The organism is Streptomyces sp. NPDC058741, assembly GCF_042746715.1.
Taxonomy (GTDB): domain Bacteria; phylum Actinomycetota; class Actinomycetes; order Streptomycetales; family Streptomycetaceae; genus Streptomyces.
This window is the reverse complement of the sequence record NZ_JBHYQH010000020.1, coordinates 1-13,902: the sequence shown is the minus strand read 5'-3', so window position 1 is coordinate 13,902 and position 13,902 is coordinate 1. Positions and strand designations below refer to the sequence as shown.

Here is a 13,902-nt window from a genome sequence, read left to right as displayed (position 1 = left end):
CATGAAGAAGGCGCCCCGGCGCCGGTCCCCCCACGGGCCGACGACCAGGGCGCCTTCCCAGTCCCGGTTCGGATTCCCCCCACGGGATCCGGCCGGGCGTCTGTGAGGACAGCGCCTGAACCGCTGTCGAGCAGCACGAGCACAATAGCCGTACGCTCTGGTGTGCGATCTGCCGGGACAGCGCACGTCCGGGAGGGCCGCTCAAAGCTTCCCGGCGTGCGTGCCCCGGCAACGCTCCCCCGAGCTCTCAACTCCGTTCGAGCAGGGAGGTACCCCCAATAACCGGAGAAGTCCCCCAAGACATCCCCGGATGCCAGTTCGCGCCCCCCAAGACGCTTCCTGACATCGTCAACTTAGACCGTCGAACCCCTTCGATGGTTACGTTCGCATCACTGTGATCTGCGTCTCTTGCATATGTCCTTTAGGTACGCAAGAGCCCGGATGTGCGATCCGAGGCCCAAGTGTAAGGAGAATGCGCGAGCCTTGTGAAGAGCTTATGTGAGTCGCGCTCGGGACTCCAGGGGAGCTCCTGTCAGGTTCGCCGCGAAAGTAGGGGCAATTCGGGTTATTCTCATCTGAATGACCTGAGTCGCAGACTGTTCGTGACGACGAAGACCGAGGAGAACGCCATCGCGGCCCCGGCGATCATCGGGTTCAGCAGTCCCGCGGCGGCCAGCGGCAGGGCCGCCACGTTGTAGCCGAAGGCCCAGACCAGATTGCCCTTGATCGTGCCCAGCGTCCGGCGCGAGAGCCGGATCGCGTCCGCGGCCACCCGCAGGTCGCCGCGCACCAGCGTCAGGTCGCCCGCCTCGATCGCCGCGTCCGTGCCGGTGCCCAGGGCCAGGCCCAGATCGGCCGCGGCCAGCGCCGCGGCGTCGTTGACGCCGTCGCCCACCATCGCGACCACCCGCCCCTCGGCCTGCAGCCGCCGCACCGCCTCGACCTTGTCCTCGGGCAGGACCTCGGCGATCACCTGCTCGATCCCCACGGTCCGGGCCACCACCTCGGCCACCGTCCGGTTGTCCCCGGTCAGCAGCACCGGCGTGAGCCCCAGCCCACGCAGCTCGCGCACCGCCTCGGCGCTGGTCTCCTTCACCGCGTCAGCCACCGTCAGCACGGCCCGCGCCGTCCCGTCCCAGCCGGCCAGGACGGCCGTGCGCCCGGCCCCCTCTGCCTCGTCCCGCGCGCGGGCCAGCTCGGGCGGCACGTCGTCGAAGAGCCGCCCCACGCCGACCTCGCGGCCCTCCACGCGTCCGCGCACGCCCCGCCCGGGGACGCTCCGGAACTCCTCGGCCACCGGCAGCCGCCCGGTCCGCTCCTCGGCGCCCAGGGCGATCGCGCGGGCCACGGGGTGCTCGGAGGCGTGCTCGACCGCGCCCGTGAGCCGCAGCACCTCCGTCTCGTCGGTGCCCTCGGTGACGTACACCCGCTGGAGGGTCATCCGGCCGGTGGTGACCGTGCCGGTCTTGTCCAGGACGACCGTGTCGATCCTGCGCGTGGACTCCAGGACCTCCGGCCCCTTGATGAGGATGCCGAGCTGGGCGCCACGGCCCGTGCCGACCATCAGCGCGGTCGGCGTGGCCAGGCCCAGGGCGCACGGGCAGGCGATGATCAGCACGGTGACGCCCGCGGTGAACGCGGAGACGCCGTCGCCGGTGAGGCCGAGCCACGCCCCGGCGGTGGCGGCCGCGATCAGCAGCACGACCGGCACGAAGATCCCGGAGACCCGGTCGGCGAGCCGCTGCACCTCGGCCTTGCCGCTCTGCGCGTCCTCCACCAGTTTCGCCATCCGCGCGAGCCGGGTGTCGGCGCCGACCCGGGTGGCCTCCACGACGAGCCGGCCGCCCGCGTTGACCGTCGCGCCGGTGACCGCGTCCCCGACCCTGACGTCCACCGGCACCGACTCGCCGGTCAGCATCGAGGCGTCCACCGCGGAGGTGCCCTCGACGACCGTGCCGTCGGTGGCGATCTTCTCGCCCGGCCGTACGACGAACCGGTCGCCCACCGCCAGCCGCTGCGCCGGGACGCGCACCTCGCGGCCGTCCCTCAGCACGGCCACGTCCTTGGCGCCCAGCTCCATCAGCGCCCTGAGCGCCGCGCCGGCGCGGCGCTTGGAACGGGCCTCCAGGTAGCGGCCCAGCAGGATGAACACCGTGACGCCCGCGGCGACCTCCAGATAGATCGCGGAGGCGCCGTCACCGCGCGAGACCGTCAGCTCGAAGGGGTGCCGCATGCCCGGCATGCCCGCCTCGCCGAGGAACAGCGCCCACAGCGACCAGCCGAAGGCGGCCAGCGTGCCGACCGAGACCAGCGTGTCCATGGTGGCCGCGCCGTGCCGGGCGTTCGTCCAGGCGGCGCGGTGGAACGGCAGCCCGCCCCAGACGACGACCGGCGCGGCGAGGGTGAGCGAGAGCCACTGCCAGTTGTCGAACTGCAGCGCCGGGGCCATCGCCAGCAGGACGACGGGCAGGGCGAGGATGGCGGAGACGACGAGCCGCCCGCGCAGGGCCGACAGCTCGGGGTCCGCCGCCTCCTCGGACGCGTGAGCCTCCTCGCGCGGGGGCGCGGGTTCCTCGGCGGTGTACCCGGTCTTCACCACGGTGGCGATCAGGTCGGCGACCTCGATGCCCGAGGGGTAGGCGATCCGGGCCTTCTCCGTCGCGTAGTTCACCGTGGCGGTGACCCCGTCCATGCGGTTGAGCTTCTTCTCGACGCGGGCCGCGCAGGAGGCGCAGGTCATCCCGCCGATGAGCAGCTCGACCTCGGCGACGGCCGCCGGCTCGCGGTCCGTCGCCGCCTCGGTGGTGGTGCTGGTCATGTCCGTGACTCCAGGAGGTACGGGGCGCCCGGCGAGCGGGACGGGCCGTACGGGCCGGGACGGCGGCGTACGGCCCGTACGGGGTACGAGTGCCAGACCTGGGCTGTGTCAGGCCTGGTGGGTTTCAGGGCCGGTGGCCCGCAAGGGGTTGCAGACCCGGTGGGCCCGAGGGAGTTCCGGGACCGGCCCGTTCGGCGGGTCCGCGCGGTGTGCGGGTCCGCGGGGTTCAGGCCCGGCCGGCCAGTTCGAAACCGGCCTCGTCGACGGCGGCGCGCACGGCCTCGTCGTCGAGCGGCGCCGCGGAGACGACGGTGACCTCGCCCGTGGAGGCGACGGCCGTCACCGAGCTGACGCCGGGGATCTCGGAGAGCTCGCCGGAGACCGCGCCCTCGCAGTGTCCGCAGCTCATGCCGCTCACCTTGTAGACGGTGGTGACGGGGCCCGTGGTGTCGGTCTGGGCGGTCATGTCGTTACTCCTCGTCGAGGCGGGTGGGGCTGTGGGGGCCGGTGAAAGGCCGCCCGTCTCCCCACTGTACCCCTAGGGGGTATGGGTTCACGAGGAACCCGCCAGCGGTCCCAGATAGCGCAGGAGGGCGTCCTTCAGTTCCTGCACGTACGCCTCCCGTTCGGTGCCCTCGTGGGCCAGGACCAGTTCCAGTCCGGCCTTGTAGATGCCCACGGCCATCTGGGCGGTGCGGGTGACGGTGGCCGCGGGCGCGTCCGGCGCGAACGGGGCGAGGAGCGTCTCGACCCGGGTGACCAGCGTGGTGTGCAGCGCGTCGTGCTCCTCGGCGATGCGTCCCGGGATGTCGGGGCCGTGCATCAGCACGAAGAAGGCCGGGTGGCGGCAGTTGAACGCGACGAAGCGGTCGACGGTCCCGGCGATCATCTCCTCGATCGGGGTGGTCGCCGGGTCCGTCGGGGCGAGGACCTCGTCGTAGGACTCCCGCATCTCGTGCATGAGGCGAGACCCCGCGCGCCGGGAGTCGGCCGCGCCGGGAGGTGGCCGCCCCGGGAGACGCCCGTGCCCCACGCGGCGAGGCAGTGGCATGTGTGGGGCGCGGGTTCGAGCCGGGAAGGCCACGGGTTCGAGCCGGGAGGCCACGGGTTCGGTCCGGGAAGGCTCAGTCCGCTCTGCGGCCCCGGTTGCCGGGGCGGGCGGCGACCCACGCGCGGACGGTGTCGGCGTACCAGAAGGGCTTGCCGCCCTCGACGTGGTCGGGCGGTGGGAGCAGCCCGTGCTTGCGATAGGACCGCACCGTGTCCGGCTGCACCCGGATGTGTGCCGCGATGTCTTTGTAGGACCAGAGCCTTCGGTCGGTCATGACGGGCACCTACCTCCCCGCGAGCACCGCGGAGGCGGCCGGAAGGGCCGTCAGGGGGAGCCGGGCGCTGCGCTGGCGATCAACAAGCCTGTGACCGGTCAACGACGTCCGGCGAGACGGGGCAGGGCCTGTGTGTCGTATGTGACGGAAAGCCCGCGTACACGCGACACATGTGACAGAAGCGCAGTGTTTGTGACACAGCCGGGGCAAAGGCGTACGCCGGAGCGTCGGCGTGGCGCCTTGACGGAGCCCGGGCCGGGAGCCTGACCGGCGGGGTACCCCTCGGGGAGGCGGACCGGCGCCCGGCGCCGCGGACTTGTGGAAACGGCGAGGCCGGACGGCCATCCGGCGGAAAGCACTGTCATAGTGTGGTCCGAATGTCCGGACAAAACATTGACAGCGCTTCATGAAGGGGGCTACAAAGCCGGGGAGAGCCGACACCGAGGGGTTTCCGATGGCGTACGACCTGATCACGATGGGGCGGATCGGGGTGGATCCGTATCCGCTCCAGACGGGCGTCCCGGTGCCGCAGGTCACGTCCTTCGGCAAGCTCCTCGGCGGCTCGGCGGGCAACGTCGCCGAGGCAGCCGCCCGCCGTGCCCGCCGGCCGCTGCTGAACGGGAGCGGCCGCCTGATGATCGTCGCCGCCGGCCACCCGGCCCGCGGCGCCCTCGCCGCCGGCGGCCGCGACCCGGCCATGGCCAACCGCGCCGACCTCCTCGAACGCCTCTGCCTGGCCCTGTCCCGCCCCGGCGTCGACGGCGTCCTCGCCCCCGCCGACATCCTCGACGACCTGCTGCTGCTCGGCGCCCTGGACGGCAGGCGCCCTCGACGGCTAGGTCGTCATCGGCTCGATGAACCGCGGCGACCTCCAAGGCGCCCGCTTCGAGCTCGACGACCGCTTCACCGGCCGTCGCCCGGAGGACATCGAGCGCCTCGGTTTCGACGCCGGCAGGCTGCTGCCGCGCATCGACTACGACGACCCGGGCTGGCTCACCACCCTGGAGTCCACCGCCCGGGCCGTCGACCCCATGGCGCAGCGGCCGCTCCCCGTCTTCGTCGAGCCGTTCACCAGCCGCCGCGACCCGGCGGTCCGGCCGCGCAACGATCTCTCCGCCGAGGCCGTCACCAGGTCCATAGCCCTCGCCATCGCCTCGGGCCTGGGCGGCACCTCCGCCCGCACCTGGCTCAAGGTGCCGGATTACCGACGACTCCGACGACATGGCCGAGGTCATGGCGGCCTCGGCGCTGCCCGCCGTCCTGCTCGGCGGGGAGGTGGGGGACGACCAGGACGAGGTGGGCGAGAGGTGGCGCGGCGCCCTGCACCTGCCCACGGTGCGCGGGCTGGTCGTGGGCCGTTCGCTGCTGCATCCGGCGGACGGCGACGTGGCCGCCGCCGTCGGACTGCTGTGAGGGCCGTGCCATGACCGGTGAGCCGTGCGCCCCCCAGGACACCGTCCGCGAGACGTGGCACGTCCGCGGCGGGCGCACGGTGCGGGGAGAAGACCTGGTGCGCACGGAAGACACGGTGCGCACGGCAGACCAGGAGTCCCCCCTCCCGGGCGGACGGAGCGTGTTCGCGCCTGTCACCGGCCTCGCGTACGCGCCCCGTGGCACCCGGGCCCAGATCGCCTCCGGCGCGGGAGGCCGCTTTGCTTTGGCAGGAGCGAAGTGCGGGCGACAACTCCCCGCCCGCTACGGCCCCGCGCCGGAGGTCCCCGCCGAGGAACGCGGCGGCGCCGCCCCGAACGGTTCCGGCCGTCAGCGCGTCTTCCCCTCGTGTGAGGGCGGAACCGCTCCCTGCGCCGAGGGGCGGATCCACTCCCGCCCGGACCACGCAGAGAGCACAGAGGGGTACCGATGACCCTGCACACGACCCGGCTGACGGTGGCCCAGGCCTTGGTCCGCTTCCTGGCCGCCCAGTACACCGCCCACGACGGCGTCCGGCAGCGGCTCATCGGCGCCACCTGGGGCATCTTCGGCCACGGCAACGTCGCCGGCCTCGGCCAGGCGCTCCTGGAGCACCGCGAGCGGATGCCCTTTCACCAGGGCCGCAACGAACAGGCCATGGTGCACGCGGCGGTCGGCTACGCCCGCCAGTCCGACCGGCTGTCCACACACGCGGTGACGACCTCCATCGGCCCGGGCGCCACGCACCTTTTCACCGGCGCCGCGCTGGCGACCGTCAACCACCTGCCGGTGCGCGGAGGCCCTCGCCGAGGCGCGGGCCGCCGACACCCCCACATGTGTCTACGTGGAGACCCGAACGGCAGACACAGTGTCGGGCCCGCCTCCCGCCCAGGCCTGGTGGGATGTACTCGTGGCCGAGACCGCGACACGGCCGTCCGCGGTCAAGGCACGTGAGCTGTACGAACGGCACGTCTCCACCCGACGCCGCCATCTGTGAAGGAGTTCCCGGCCATGACGAAGACCGTCAACCACTGGATCGGCGGCAGGTCCGTCGTAGGCGCCTCGGGCACGCACGGGCCGGTGACCGACCCGGCGACCGGCGAGGTGACGACGAAGGTCGCGTTCGCCTCGGTCGAGGAGGTCGACGCGGCGGTCGCCGCAGCCAAGGAGGCCTTCGCGGCCTGGGGCCAGTCCTCCCTGGCCCAGCGGACCTCGATCCTCTTCAGGTTCCGGGCGCTGCTGGACGCGCACCGCGACGAGATCGCCGGGCTGATCACCGCCGAGCACGGCAAGGTGCACTCCGACGCCCTCGGCGAGGTGGCCCGCGGTCTGGAGATCGTCGACCTGGCCTGCGGCATCAGCGTGCAGCTGAAGGGCGAGCTGTCGACGCAGGTGGCGAGCCGCGTGGACGTGGCCTCGATCCGCCAGCCGCTCGGCGTCGTCGCGGGCATCACGCCGTTCAACTTCCCGGCGATGGTGCCGATGTGGATGTTCCCCCTCGCCATCGCGTGCGGCAACACCTTTGTGCTGAAGCCGTCCGAGAAGGACCCGTCGGCGTCGATGCGGATCGCCGAGCTGCTCGCCGAGGCGGGCCTGCCCGACGGCGTCTTCAACGTCGTCCACGGCGACAAGGTGGCCGTCGACCGCCTGCTGGAGCACCCGGACGTCAAGGCCGTCTCCTTCGTCGGCTCGACCCCGATCGCCCGCCACATCCACACCACCGCCTCCGCGCACGGCAAGCGCGTCCAGGCGCTCGGCGGCGCCAAGAACCACATGCTGGTCCTGCCGGACGCCGACCTGGACGCGGCCGCCGACGCCGCCGTGTCGGCCGCCTACGGCTCCGCGGGCGAGCGCTGCATGGCCATCTCCGCGGTCGTCGCGGTCGGCGCCATCGGCGACGAACTGGTGGACAGGATCCGCGAGCGCGCCGAGAAGATCAAGATCGGCCCCGGCGACGACCCGGCCTCCGAGATGGGCCCGCTGATCACCAAGGCCCACCGCGACAAGGTGGCGTCGTACGTCGAGGGCGCGGCGGCCGAGGGCTGCGAGGTCGTCCTGGACGGCACCGGGTACACGGTCGACGGCTACGAGGACGGCCATTGGATCGGCATCTCGCTGCTGGACAAGGTGCCCACGTCCGCCAAGGCCTACCAGGACGAGATCTTCGGCCCGGTCCTGTGCGTCCTGCGGGCCGAGACCTACGAGGAGGCGCTGGCCGTCGTCAACGCCTCGCCGTTCGGCAACGGCACCGCGATCTTCACCCGGGACGGCGGGGCGGCCCGCCGCTTCCAGCTGGAGGTCGAGGCCGGCATGGTCGGCGTGAACGTCCCGATCCCGGTCCCCGTGGGCTACCACTCCTTCGGCGGCTGGAAGGACTCGCTCTTCGGCGACCACCACATCTACGGCAACGACGGCACGCACTTCTACACCCGCGGCAAGGTCGTCACCACCCGCTGGCCGGACCCGGCCGACGCCCCGGCGGGCGTGGACCTGGGCTTCCCGCGCAACCACTGAGAGTTCTTTCTCCGGGGGCGCCTGCGGCACCCGCAGGCGCCCCCGCCCGTGCTCCCACGGCCTCATCACTGCTCGCTGTGGACCGGCGGCATCACGGCGGCGGCGACCCTGTACCGGGCCGTGGACCCGCGCCCGCGCCGGGACACGCGCTGGCTCGTCTCGGTCCCGGATGATCAGGGCCCAGGGGCGCGGGGAACGGCGCGAACGACCACGACGCACCCGCACACGGCCGATCACGGCACCCCCGAGCCGGACGCCGTACACCACCCGCAGTACGCCGGGAACTGCGTGTACACCCCTGGAAGGTCTCCCACCTCGGTCTCCGGTCGACAACTGTTCGACAGGTTCACCCCGTACCGTTGACGCATGGATCTTCGACTGCCCGGACTCGGCGGGCTGCTTCGGAGGCCCCGGAGGCTCCTGGCCGCCGGGGCCGCCGTCGTCGTCCTCGCGGGCGCGGGAACGTGGACGGCCGTCGCCGGCGACGAGGCGCCCCCGGTGCAGCGCACGGACCGCCTCCTGGCCACCCAGGACGGCGTGCGGATCGACACCTCCTTCTTCGCCTCCGGAGGAGACCGCCGCCGCCCCGCCGTCCTGCTCGGACACGGCTTCGGGGGCAGCAAGAAGGACGTGCGGCAGCAGGCCGAGGCCCTCGCCGGGGACGGGTACGCCGTCCTGACCTGGTCGGCCCGCGGCTTCGGCAAGTCGAACGGCAGGATCGGGCTCAACGACCCCGAGGGCGAGGTCGCCGACGTCTCCAGGCTCATCGACTGGCTGGCCGCACAGCCCCAGGTCGAGCTGGACGACAAGGGCGACCCGCGCGTCGGCATGGCCGGCGCCTCCTACGGCGGTGCCATAGCCCTGCTCGCGGCCGGCCACGACCCCCGCGTCGACGCCGTCGCCCCCGCGATCACCTACTGGAACCTCGCCGACGCGCTCTTCCCGAACGGCGTGTTCAAGAAGCTGTGGGCCGGCATCTTCGTCAACTCCGGCGGCGGCTGCCAGAAGTTCGAACCCGCGCTGTGCCGGATGTACGAGCGGGTCGCCGAGTCGGGCACGCCCGACGCCGAGGCGCGCGACCTGCTCGAGAAGCGCTCCCCGTCCGCCGTCGGGAAGAACATCAAGGTGCCGACCCTGCTGATGCAGGGCCAGTCCGACTCCCTCTTCCCGCTCGGCCAGGCCGACCGGGCGGCCAGGGCGATCCGCGCCAACGGCGCCCCCGTCGGCGTCGACTGGATCTCCGGCGGCCACGACGGCGGCGACCTGGAGACCGGCCGTGTCCAGGACCGCGTGAGGTCCTGGTTCGACCGCTACCTCAAGGGCGACGAGAGCGCCGCCACCGGCCCCGCCTTCCGCGTCAGCCGCACCCTGGGCCTCGGCTCCGGCGACGGCGAACCCCGCCTGACCGGCGTCACCGCGGACCGCTACCCGGGCCTGGAGAGCGAGCGCGGCTCCCTGGCCCTGACCGGACGCGAGCAGAGCTTCGCCAACCCGCCCGGCGCCAGCCCGCCCGGTGTCTCCGCCCTGCCCGGACTCGGCGGCGCGGGCGGCCTCAGCCAGCTCTCCTCCCTCGGCGTCGGCGTCTCCCTGGACTTCCCCGGCCAGTTCGCCGCGTTCGAGTCGGCACCGCTGAGCGAGGACCTCCAGATCACCGGCTCGCCCACCGCGACCGTGCGCGTGAAGTCCACAAGCGGCGACGCCGTCCTCTTCGCCAAGCTCTACGACGTCGGCCCGGGCGGCACCCAGCCGGTCCTGCCCTCCCAGCTCGTCACCCCCCTGCGCGTCGAGGGCGCCGAGGACGGCAAGGACGTCCGCGTCACCCTCCCGGCGATCGACCACGAGTTCGGCGACGGGCACCGGCTCCGCCTCGTCCTCGCCTCCACCGACCTCGGCTACGCCTCCCCGGCGGCCCCGGCGACCTACACCGTCTCCCTCAAGGGCGACCTGCAGGTCCCCTCGGGCCTGGGGCAGCTCGACTCCCGGGCCGGGCTGCCCGCGTGGGTGTGGTGGCTGCCGCTCGCCGGCGCCGGCATCGCCCTGGCGCTGCTCCTCACGGGCCGCCGACGCACCGCCGCCCCGGCCCCGCCGGACCCCGCGCTCGCCGAGGTCCCGCTGACGATCACCGGCCTGACCAAGCGCTACGCCAAGTCCTCCGACCGGTACGCCGTGAAGGACCTGTCGTTCCGCGTGGAGCAGGGCCAGGTGCTCGGCCTGCTCGGCCCCAACGGCGCCGGCAAGACCACCACCCTGCGCATGCTCATGGGCCTGATCAAGCCCGACGGCGGCGAGATCCGCGTCTTCGGCCACGCCATCGCAGCGGGCGCCCCGGTCCTCTCCCGGGTCGGCGCCTTCGTCGAGGGCGCGGGCTTCCTGCCGCACCTGTCCGGCCGGGAGAACCTGGAGCTGTACTGGCGCGCCACCGGCCGCCCCGCCGAGGACGCGCACATGGAGGAGGCCCTGGAGATCGCGGGCCTGGGGGACGCCCTCGCCCGCGCGGTGCGCACCTACTCCCAGGGCATGCGCCAGCGCCTCGCCATCGCCCAGGCCATGCTCGGCCTGCCGGACCTGCTCATCCTGGACGAGCCCACCAACGGCCTCGACCCGCCCCAGATCCGCGAGATGCGCGAGGTGATGATCCGCTACGCCGCCGCCGGCCGCACGGTCATCGTCTCCAGCCACCTCCTCGCCGAGGTCGAGCAGACCTGCACCCACCTGGTCGTCATGGACCACGGGCAGCTCGTCCAGACGGGCCCGGTCGCCGACATCGTCGGCTCCGGCGACACCCTCCTGGTGGGCACGGCCGCGCCCGTGGACGAGCCGGTGCTGGAGAAGGTCGCCGCCCTGCCCGGCGTCGCCTCGGCCGTCCGCGCCGACGAGGGCCTGCTGGTCCGGCTCGACGCCGACGGCACCCCGCAGCGCCTGGTCGCCGACCTCGTACGGCTGGACGTGGCGGTCGCCTCGGTCGGCCCGCACCGCCGCCTGGAGGACGCCTTCCTCACCCTGATCGGAGCCGAAGCATGAGCACGCTCGCCGAGCCGCCCGTCGAGACCGCCGACGGCTACCGCGCGGGCCGCACCCTGCCCTTCCGCGTCGAGCTGGTCCGGCAGCTGAAGCGGCGCCGCACGATGGTGATGGGCGGCGTCCTGTTCGCCCTGCCGGTCGTCCTGCTCGTCGCCTTCCAGATCGGCGGCGACCCGGGCGGCAACAACAACCGCGTCAACCTCATGGACACGGCCACCGCGTCCGGGGCCAACTTCGCCGCGGTCAACCTCTTCGCTGCCGCCGGCTTCCTGCTCGTCATCCCCGTCGCCCTGTTCTGCGGGGACACGGTCGCCTCGGAGGCGAGCTGGTCCTCCCTGCGCTACCTGCTCGCCGCCCCGGTGCCCCGGGCCCGGCTGCTGTGGTCCAAGCTCGCGGTCGGACTCTCCCTGAGCCTGGCCGCCCTGGTCCTGCTGCCGGTCGTCGCCCTGCTCGCCGGTACGGCCGCCTACGGCTGGGGCCCGCTCCAGCTGCCCACCGGCGGCAGTCTGCCCACCGGCACGGCGGTGCAGCGGCTGCTGATCGTCGTCGTGTACATCATGGTGTCCCAACTGGTCACCGCCGCCCTGGCGTTCTGGCTGTCGACCCGGACGGACGCCCCGCTCGGCGCGGTCGGCGGGGCGGTGTTCCTCACCATCATCGGCAGCGTCCTCGACGAGGTGACGGCCCTGGGCGACTGGCGCAACTTCCTGCCCGCGCACTGGCAGTACGCCTGGCTGGACGCCGTCCGGCCGCAGCTGGAGTGGTCGGACATGATCCAGGGCACCTCCGTCTCCGTAACGTACGCGCTCGTGCTGTTCGCCCTGGCGTTCAGGGGTTTCGCACGCAAGGACGTCGTCTCCTAGCCGGGCGCCGTCGCGTGGCCAGGGGGTGTTGTCGCCCGGTGGCCCTGCCCCGGCCACGCCGCAGGCGGTGCCTGCACGGCAGGCACCGCCGGGTGGTCGGACGAGGTCTCTCCCTCCGGCCGGCGGTGGTGCCGGCGGCTCCGCTCGGACCTCACGCCGCGGCATCCTCACTTTCTCCCTGGCCGCCGCAGGGGCGCCGACGGCCGTTCCCGTGCGGTGACCGGCGTGCGGTCAGGGAAGGAGCGGGAACAGGACGAGGTTCAGTGGCGCCGTCACGGAGGACGGGCCGTAGCAGCTCGACCCGGAGAAGGACGCGGTGTAACTCGCCGCTGTGATCATCATGCTGGGAACCGTGAGCGGAGGCGGGGCCAGTGTCGCCACCCCGGAGGCGTTGGTGAGCGCGGTCCCGAGCAGGACGGGTCCCATGGCGGTGTTCGCCGAGAAGACGACCACGTGTCCCGCGACCGGGGCAGAGGTGGACGTGACCTTGAGCGTGGCGCTCAGCGACGGGATGACGAAGGTGCCGTTCGTCCGCAGCCGCAGCTGCGCCGGGGCCGCCGTCAGCGTCGTGGGAGCGGCGGTCACGGTCAGACTCGCCGTCGCGGCAGAGGGGCTGCTGCAGGAGTTTCCGCCGTAGACGGCGGTCACCGTGCCGCTGGTGCTCGCCGTGGTGGTCACGCAGGCCGTGCCCTGCGCGTCGAGTGGGACGGTCTGGGTGAAGCCACCGGGACCGTTGAAGGTCACCGACCCGGTGGGAGTGCCGCTGCCCGGCGCGACGGTCGTGACCTTGGCGCACAACGTCACCGGCTGGCCGCACTGAGGGTTGCGCGTGACGGTGAGGACGGTCGTGGTCTGGGCGTTGTTCACGGTGACGGGTGCGGTGCCGGTCGAGGGGGTGAAGCAGGTGTCGCCGTTGTAGGTGGCGGTGACGGTGCCGGTGGTGAGGCTGCCTGCGGTGACGCAGGCCGTGCCCTGGGCGCCCAGTGGCGCTGTCAGGGCCAGCCCGCCGGGGCCGGTGAAGGTGACCGTCCCGGTGGGGGTGCCGTTGCCGGGGGCGACGGCCATGACCGTGGCGCACACCGTCACGCTCTGGCCGCACACCGAGGGGTTCGGGTTCACCGACACGGTCGCACTGCTCGCAGCCCGGTTGACGGTCAGGGACGCGGTGCCGGTCGAGGGGGTGAAGCAGGTGTCGCCGTTGTAGGTGACGGTGACGGTGCCGGTGGTGAGGTTGCCGGCGGTGACGCAGGCGGTGCCGTCGGGTGCCAGGTCCACGGTCTGGTTCAGTCCGGCGCCGGTGAAGGTGACCGTTCCGCCGGGGGTGCCGCTGCCGGGGGCTGCCGCCGTCACGGCAGCGCACACGGTCACCGGCTGGCCGCAGACCGACGGGTTGGGGTTCACCGTCACCGACACCGCGCTGACCGCCGGCTCGATCGTCACCGTGGCGGTGCCGGTCGACGGGGTGAAGCAGGTGTCGCCGTTGTAGGTGGCCGTGACGGTGCCGGTGGTGAGGTTGTCGGCGGTGACGCAGGCGGTGCCGTCGGGTGCCAGGTCCACGGTCTGGTCGAGTCCGGGGCCGGTGAAGGTGACCGTTCCGGTCGGTGCCTCGCTGCCGGGGGAGGCCGGCGCGACCGTGGCGCACACGGTGACGGTCTGGCCGCAGACCGAGAGAACCGGGTCGACGGTGACGGTGGTGGTGCTGGCCGCCTGGTCCACGGTCACGGGTGCGGTGCCGGTCGAGGGGGTGAAGCATCCGTCGCCGTTGTAGGTGGCGGTCACCAGGCCGGTCTCCAGCATGGTCGTGGTGATGCAGGTGGTGCCGTCGGGTGCGAGGTCGGTGGTCTGGTCGAGTCCGGCGGGGCCGGTGAGGGTGAGGGTTCCGGTGGGGGTGCCGTTGCCGGGGGCGACGGGTGTGACGGTGGCGCACACGGTGACGGGCTGGCCGCAGACC

Annotated in this window: 8 protein-coding genes and 3 pseudogenes; 6 read left to right on the top strand and 5 right to left on the bottom strand. The window is 73.0% G+C overall.

Annotated elements, in window-relative coordinates:
* Positions 1-571: 571 nt before the first annotated feature.
* The 4 genes and pseudogenes from ACFW6P_RS17980 to ACFW6P_RS17965 all read right to left on the bottom strand — a co-directional run bounded on the left by ACFW6P_RS17980 (position 572) and on the right by ACFW6P_RS17965 (position 4,143).
* Entirely contained in the window at positions 572-2,818 is a 2,247-nt protein-coding gene (locus ACFW6P_RS17980; protein WP_386424081.1) for a heavy metal translocating P-type ATPase, read from the bottom strand.
* 226 nt (positions 2,819-3,044) lie between these two features.
* The gene (locus ACFW6P_RS17975; RefSeq protein WP_386348140.1) at positions 3,045-3,284 is read right to left on the bottom strand and encodes a heavy-metal-associated domain-containing protein; all 240 of its coding nucleotides are present in this window, start codon (positions 3,282-3,284) and stop codon (positions 3,045-3,047) included.
* 87 nt (positions 3,285-3,371) lie between these two features.
* Positions 3,372-3,791, bottom strand: a pseudogene (locus ACFW6P_RS17970) (TetR/AcrR family transcriptional regulator); the annotation flags it as partial.
* A 151-nt stretch (positions 3,792-3,942) separates the two neighbouring features.
* A complete protein-coding gene (locus ACFW6P_RS17965; RefSeq protein WP_386348137.1) occupies positions 3,943-4,143 on the bottom strand; it encodes a helix-turn-helix transcriptional regulator in 201 nt (66 codons plus the stop codon).
* A gap of 523 nt (positions 4,144-4,666) precedes the next feature.
* On the opposite strand from ACFW6P_RS17965, the pseudogene ACFW6P_RS17960 reads away from it, so the two are divergent.
* The 6 genes and pseudogenes from ACFW6P_RS17960 (at position 4,667) to ACFW6P_RS17935 (ending at position 11,951) form a co-directional block, all read left to right on the top strand.
* Positions 4,667-5,556 (top strand): annotated as a pseudogene (locus ACFW6P_RS17960) (deoxyribose-phosphate aldolase).
* A 10-nt stretch (positions 5,557-5,566) separates the two neighbouring features.
* Complete coding sequence (locus tag ACFW6P_RS17955; RefSeq protein WP_386348135.1) at positions 5,567-6,007, top strand: 5-deoxy-glucuronate isomerase; 441 nt, start codon at positions 5,567-5,569, stop codon at positions 6,005-6,007.
* Positions 6,004-6,345 (top strand): annotated as a pseudogene (locus tag ACFW6P_RS17950) (thiamine pyrophosphate-binding protein); the annotation flags it as partial. The gene ACFW6P_RS17955 and the pseudogene ACFW6P_RS17950, both read left to right, overlap by 4 nt.
* A 219-nt stretch (positions 6,346-6,564) precedes the next feature.
* Positions 6,565-8,067: a CoA-acylating methylmalonate-semialdehyde dehydrogenase gene (gene mmsA, locus ACFW6P_RS17945; RefSeq protein ID WP_386348132.1), complete on the top strand. Its 1,503-nt coding sequence runs from the start codon at positions 6,565-6,567 to the stop codon at positions 8,065-8,067.
* Between the two features lie 366 nt (positions 8,068-8,433).
* On the top strand, positions 8,434-11,088 hold the full coding sequence (locus ACFW6P_RS17940) for a CocE/NonD family hydrolase (protein WP_386424080.1): 2,655 nt from the start codon (positions 8,434-8,436) through the stop codon (positions 11,086-11,088).
* A complete protein-coding gene (locus ACFW6P_RS17935) occupies positions 11,085-11,951 on the top strand; it encodes an ABC transporter permease (protein WP_386424078.1) in 867 nt (288 codons plus the stop codon). Before ACFW6P_RS17940 ends, ACFW6P_RS17935 begins: the two co-directional genes overlap by 4 nt.
* A 231-nt stretch (positions 11,952-12,182) precedes the next feature.
* Here the strand turns inward: ACFW6P_RS17935 and ACFW6P_RS17930 are convergent.
* Positions 12,183-13,902, bottom strand: a 1,720-nt coding sequence (locus tag ACFW6P_RS17930) for an Ig-like domain repeat protein (RefSeq protein ID WP_386424076.1), incomplete at its 5' end; no start/stop codon positions are given.

Coding starts and splice junctions, on each gene's coding strand:
- ACFW6P_RS17935 (WP_386424078.1), top strand. CDS start 11,085: ATGAGCACGCTCGCCGAGCCGCCCGTCGAGACCGCCGACGGCTACCGC.
- ACFW6P_RS17965 (WP_386348137.1), bottom strand. CDS start 4,143: ATGACCGACCGAAGGCTCTGGTCCTACAAAGACATCGCGGCACACATC.
- ACFW6P_RS17940 (WP_386424080.1), top strand. CDS start 8,434: ATGGATCTTCGACTGCCCGGACTCGGCGGGCTGCTTCGGAGGCCCCGG.
- ACFW6P_RS17975 (WP_386348140.1), bottom strand. CDS start 3,284: ATGACCGCCCAGACCGACACCACGGGCCCCGTCACCACCGTCTACAAG.
- ACFW6P_RS17955 (WP_386348135.1), top strand. CDS start 5,567: ATGACCGGTGAGCCGTGCGCCCCCCAGGACACCGTCCGCGAGACGTGG.
- mmsA (WP_386348132.1), top strand. CDS start 6,565: ATGACGAAGACCGTCAACCACTGGATCGGCGGCAGGTCCGTCGTAGGC.
- ACFW6P_RS17980 (WP_386424081.1), bottom strand. CDS start 2,818: ATGACCAGCACCACCACCGAGGCGGCGACGGACCGCGAGCCGGCGGCC.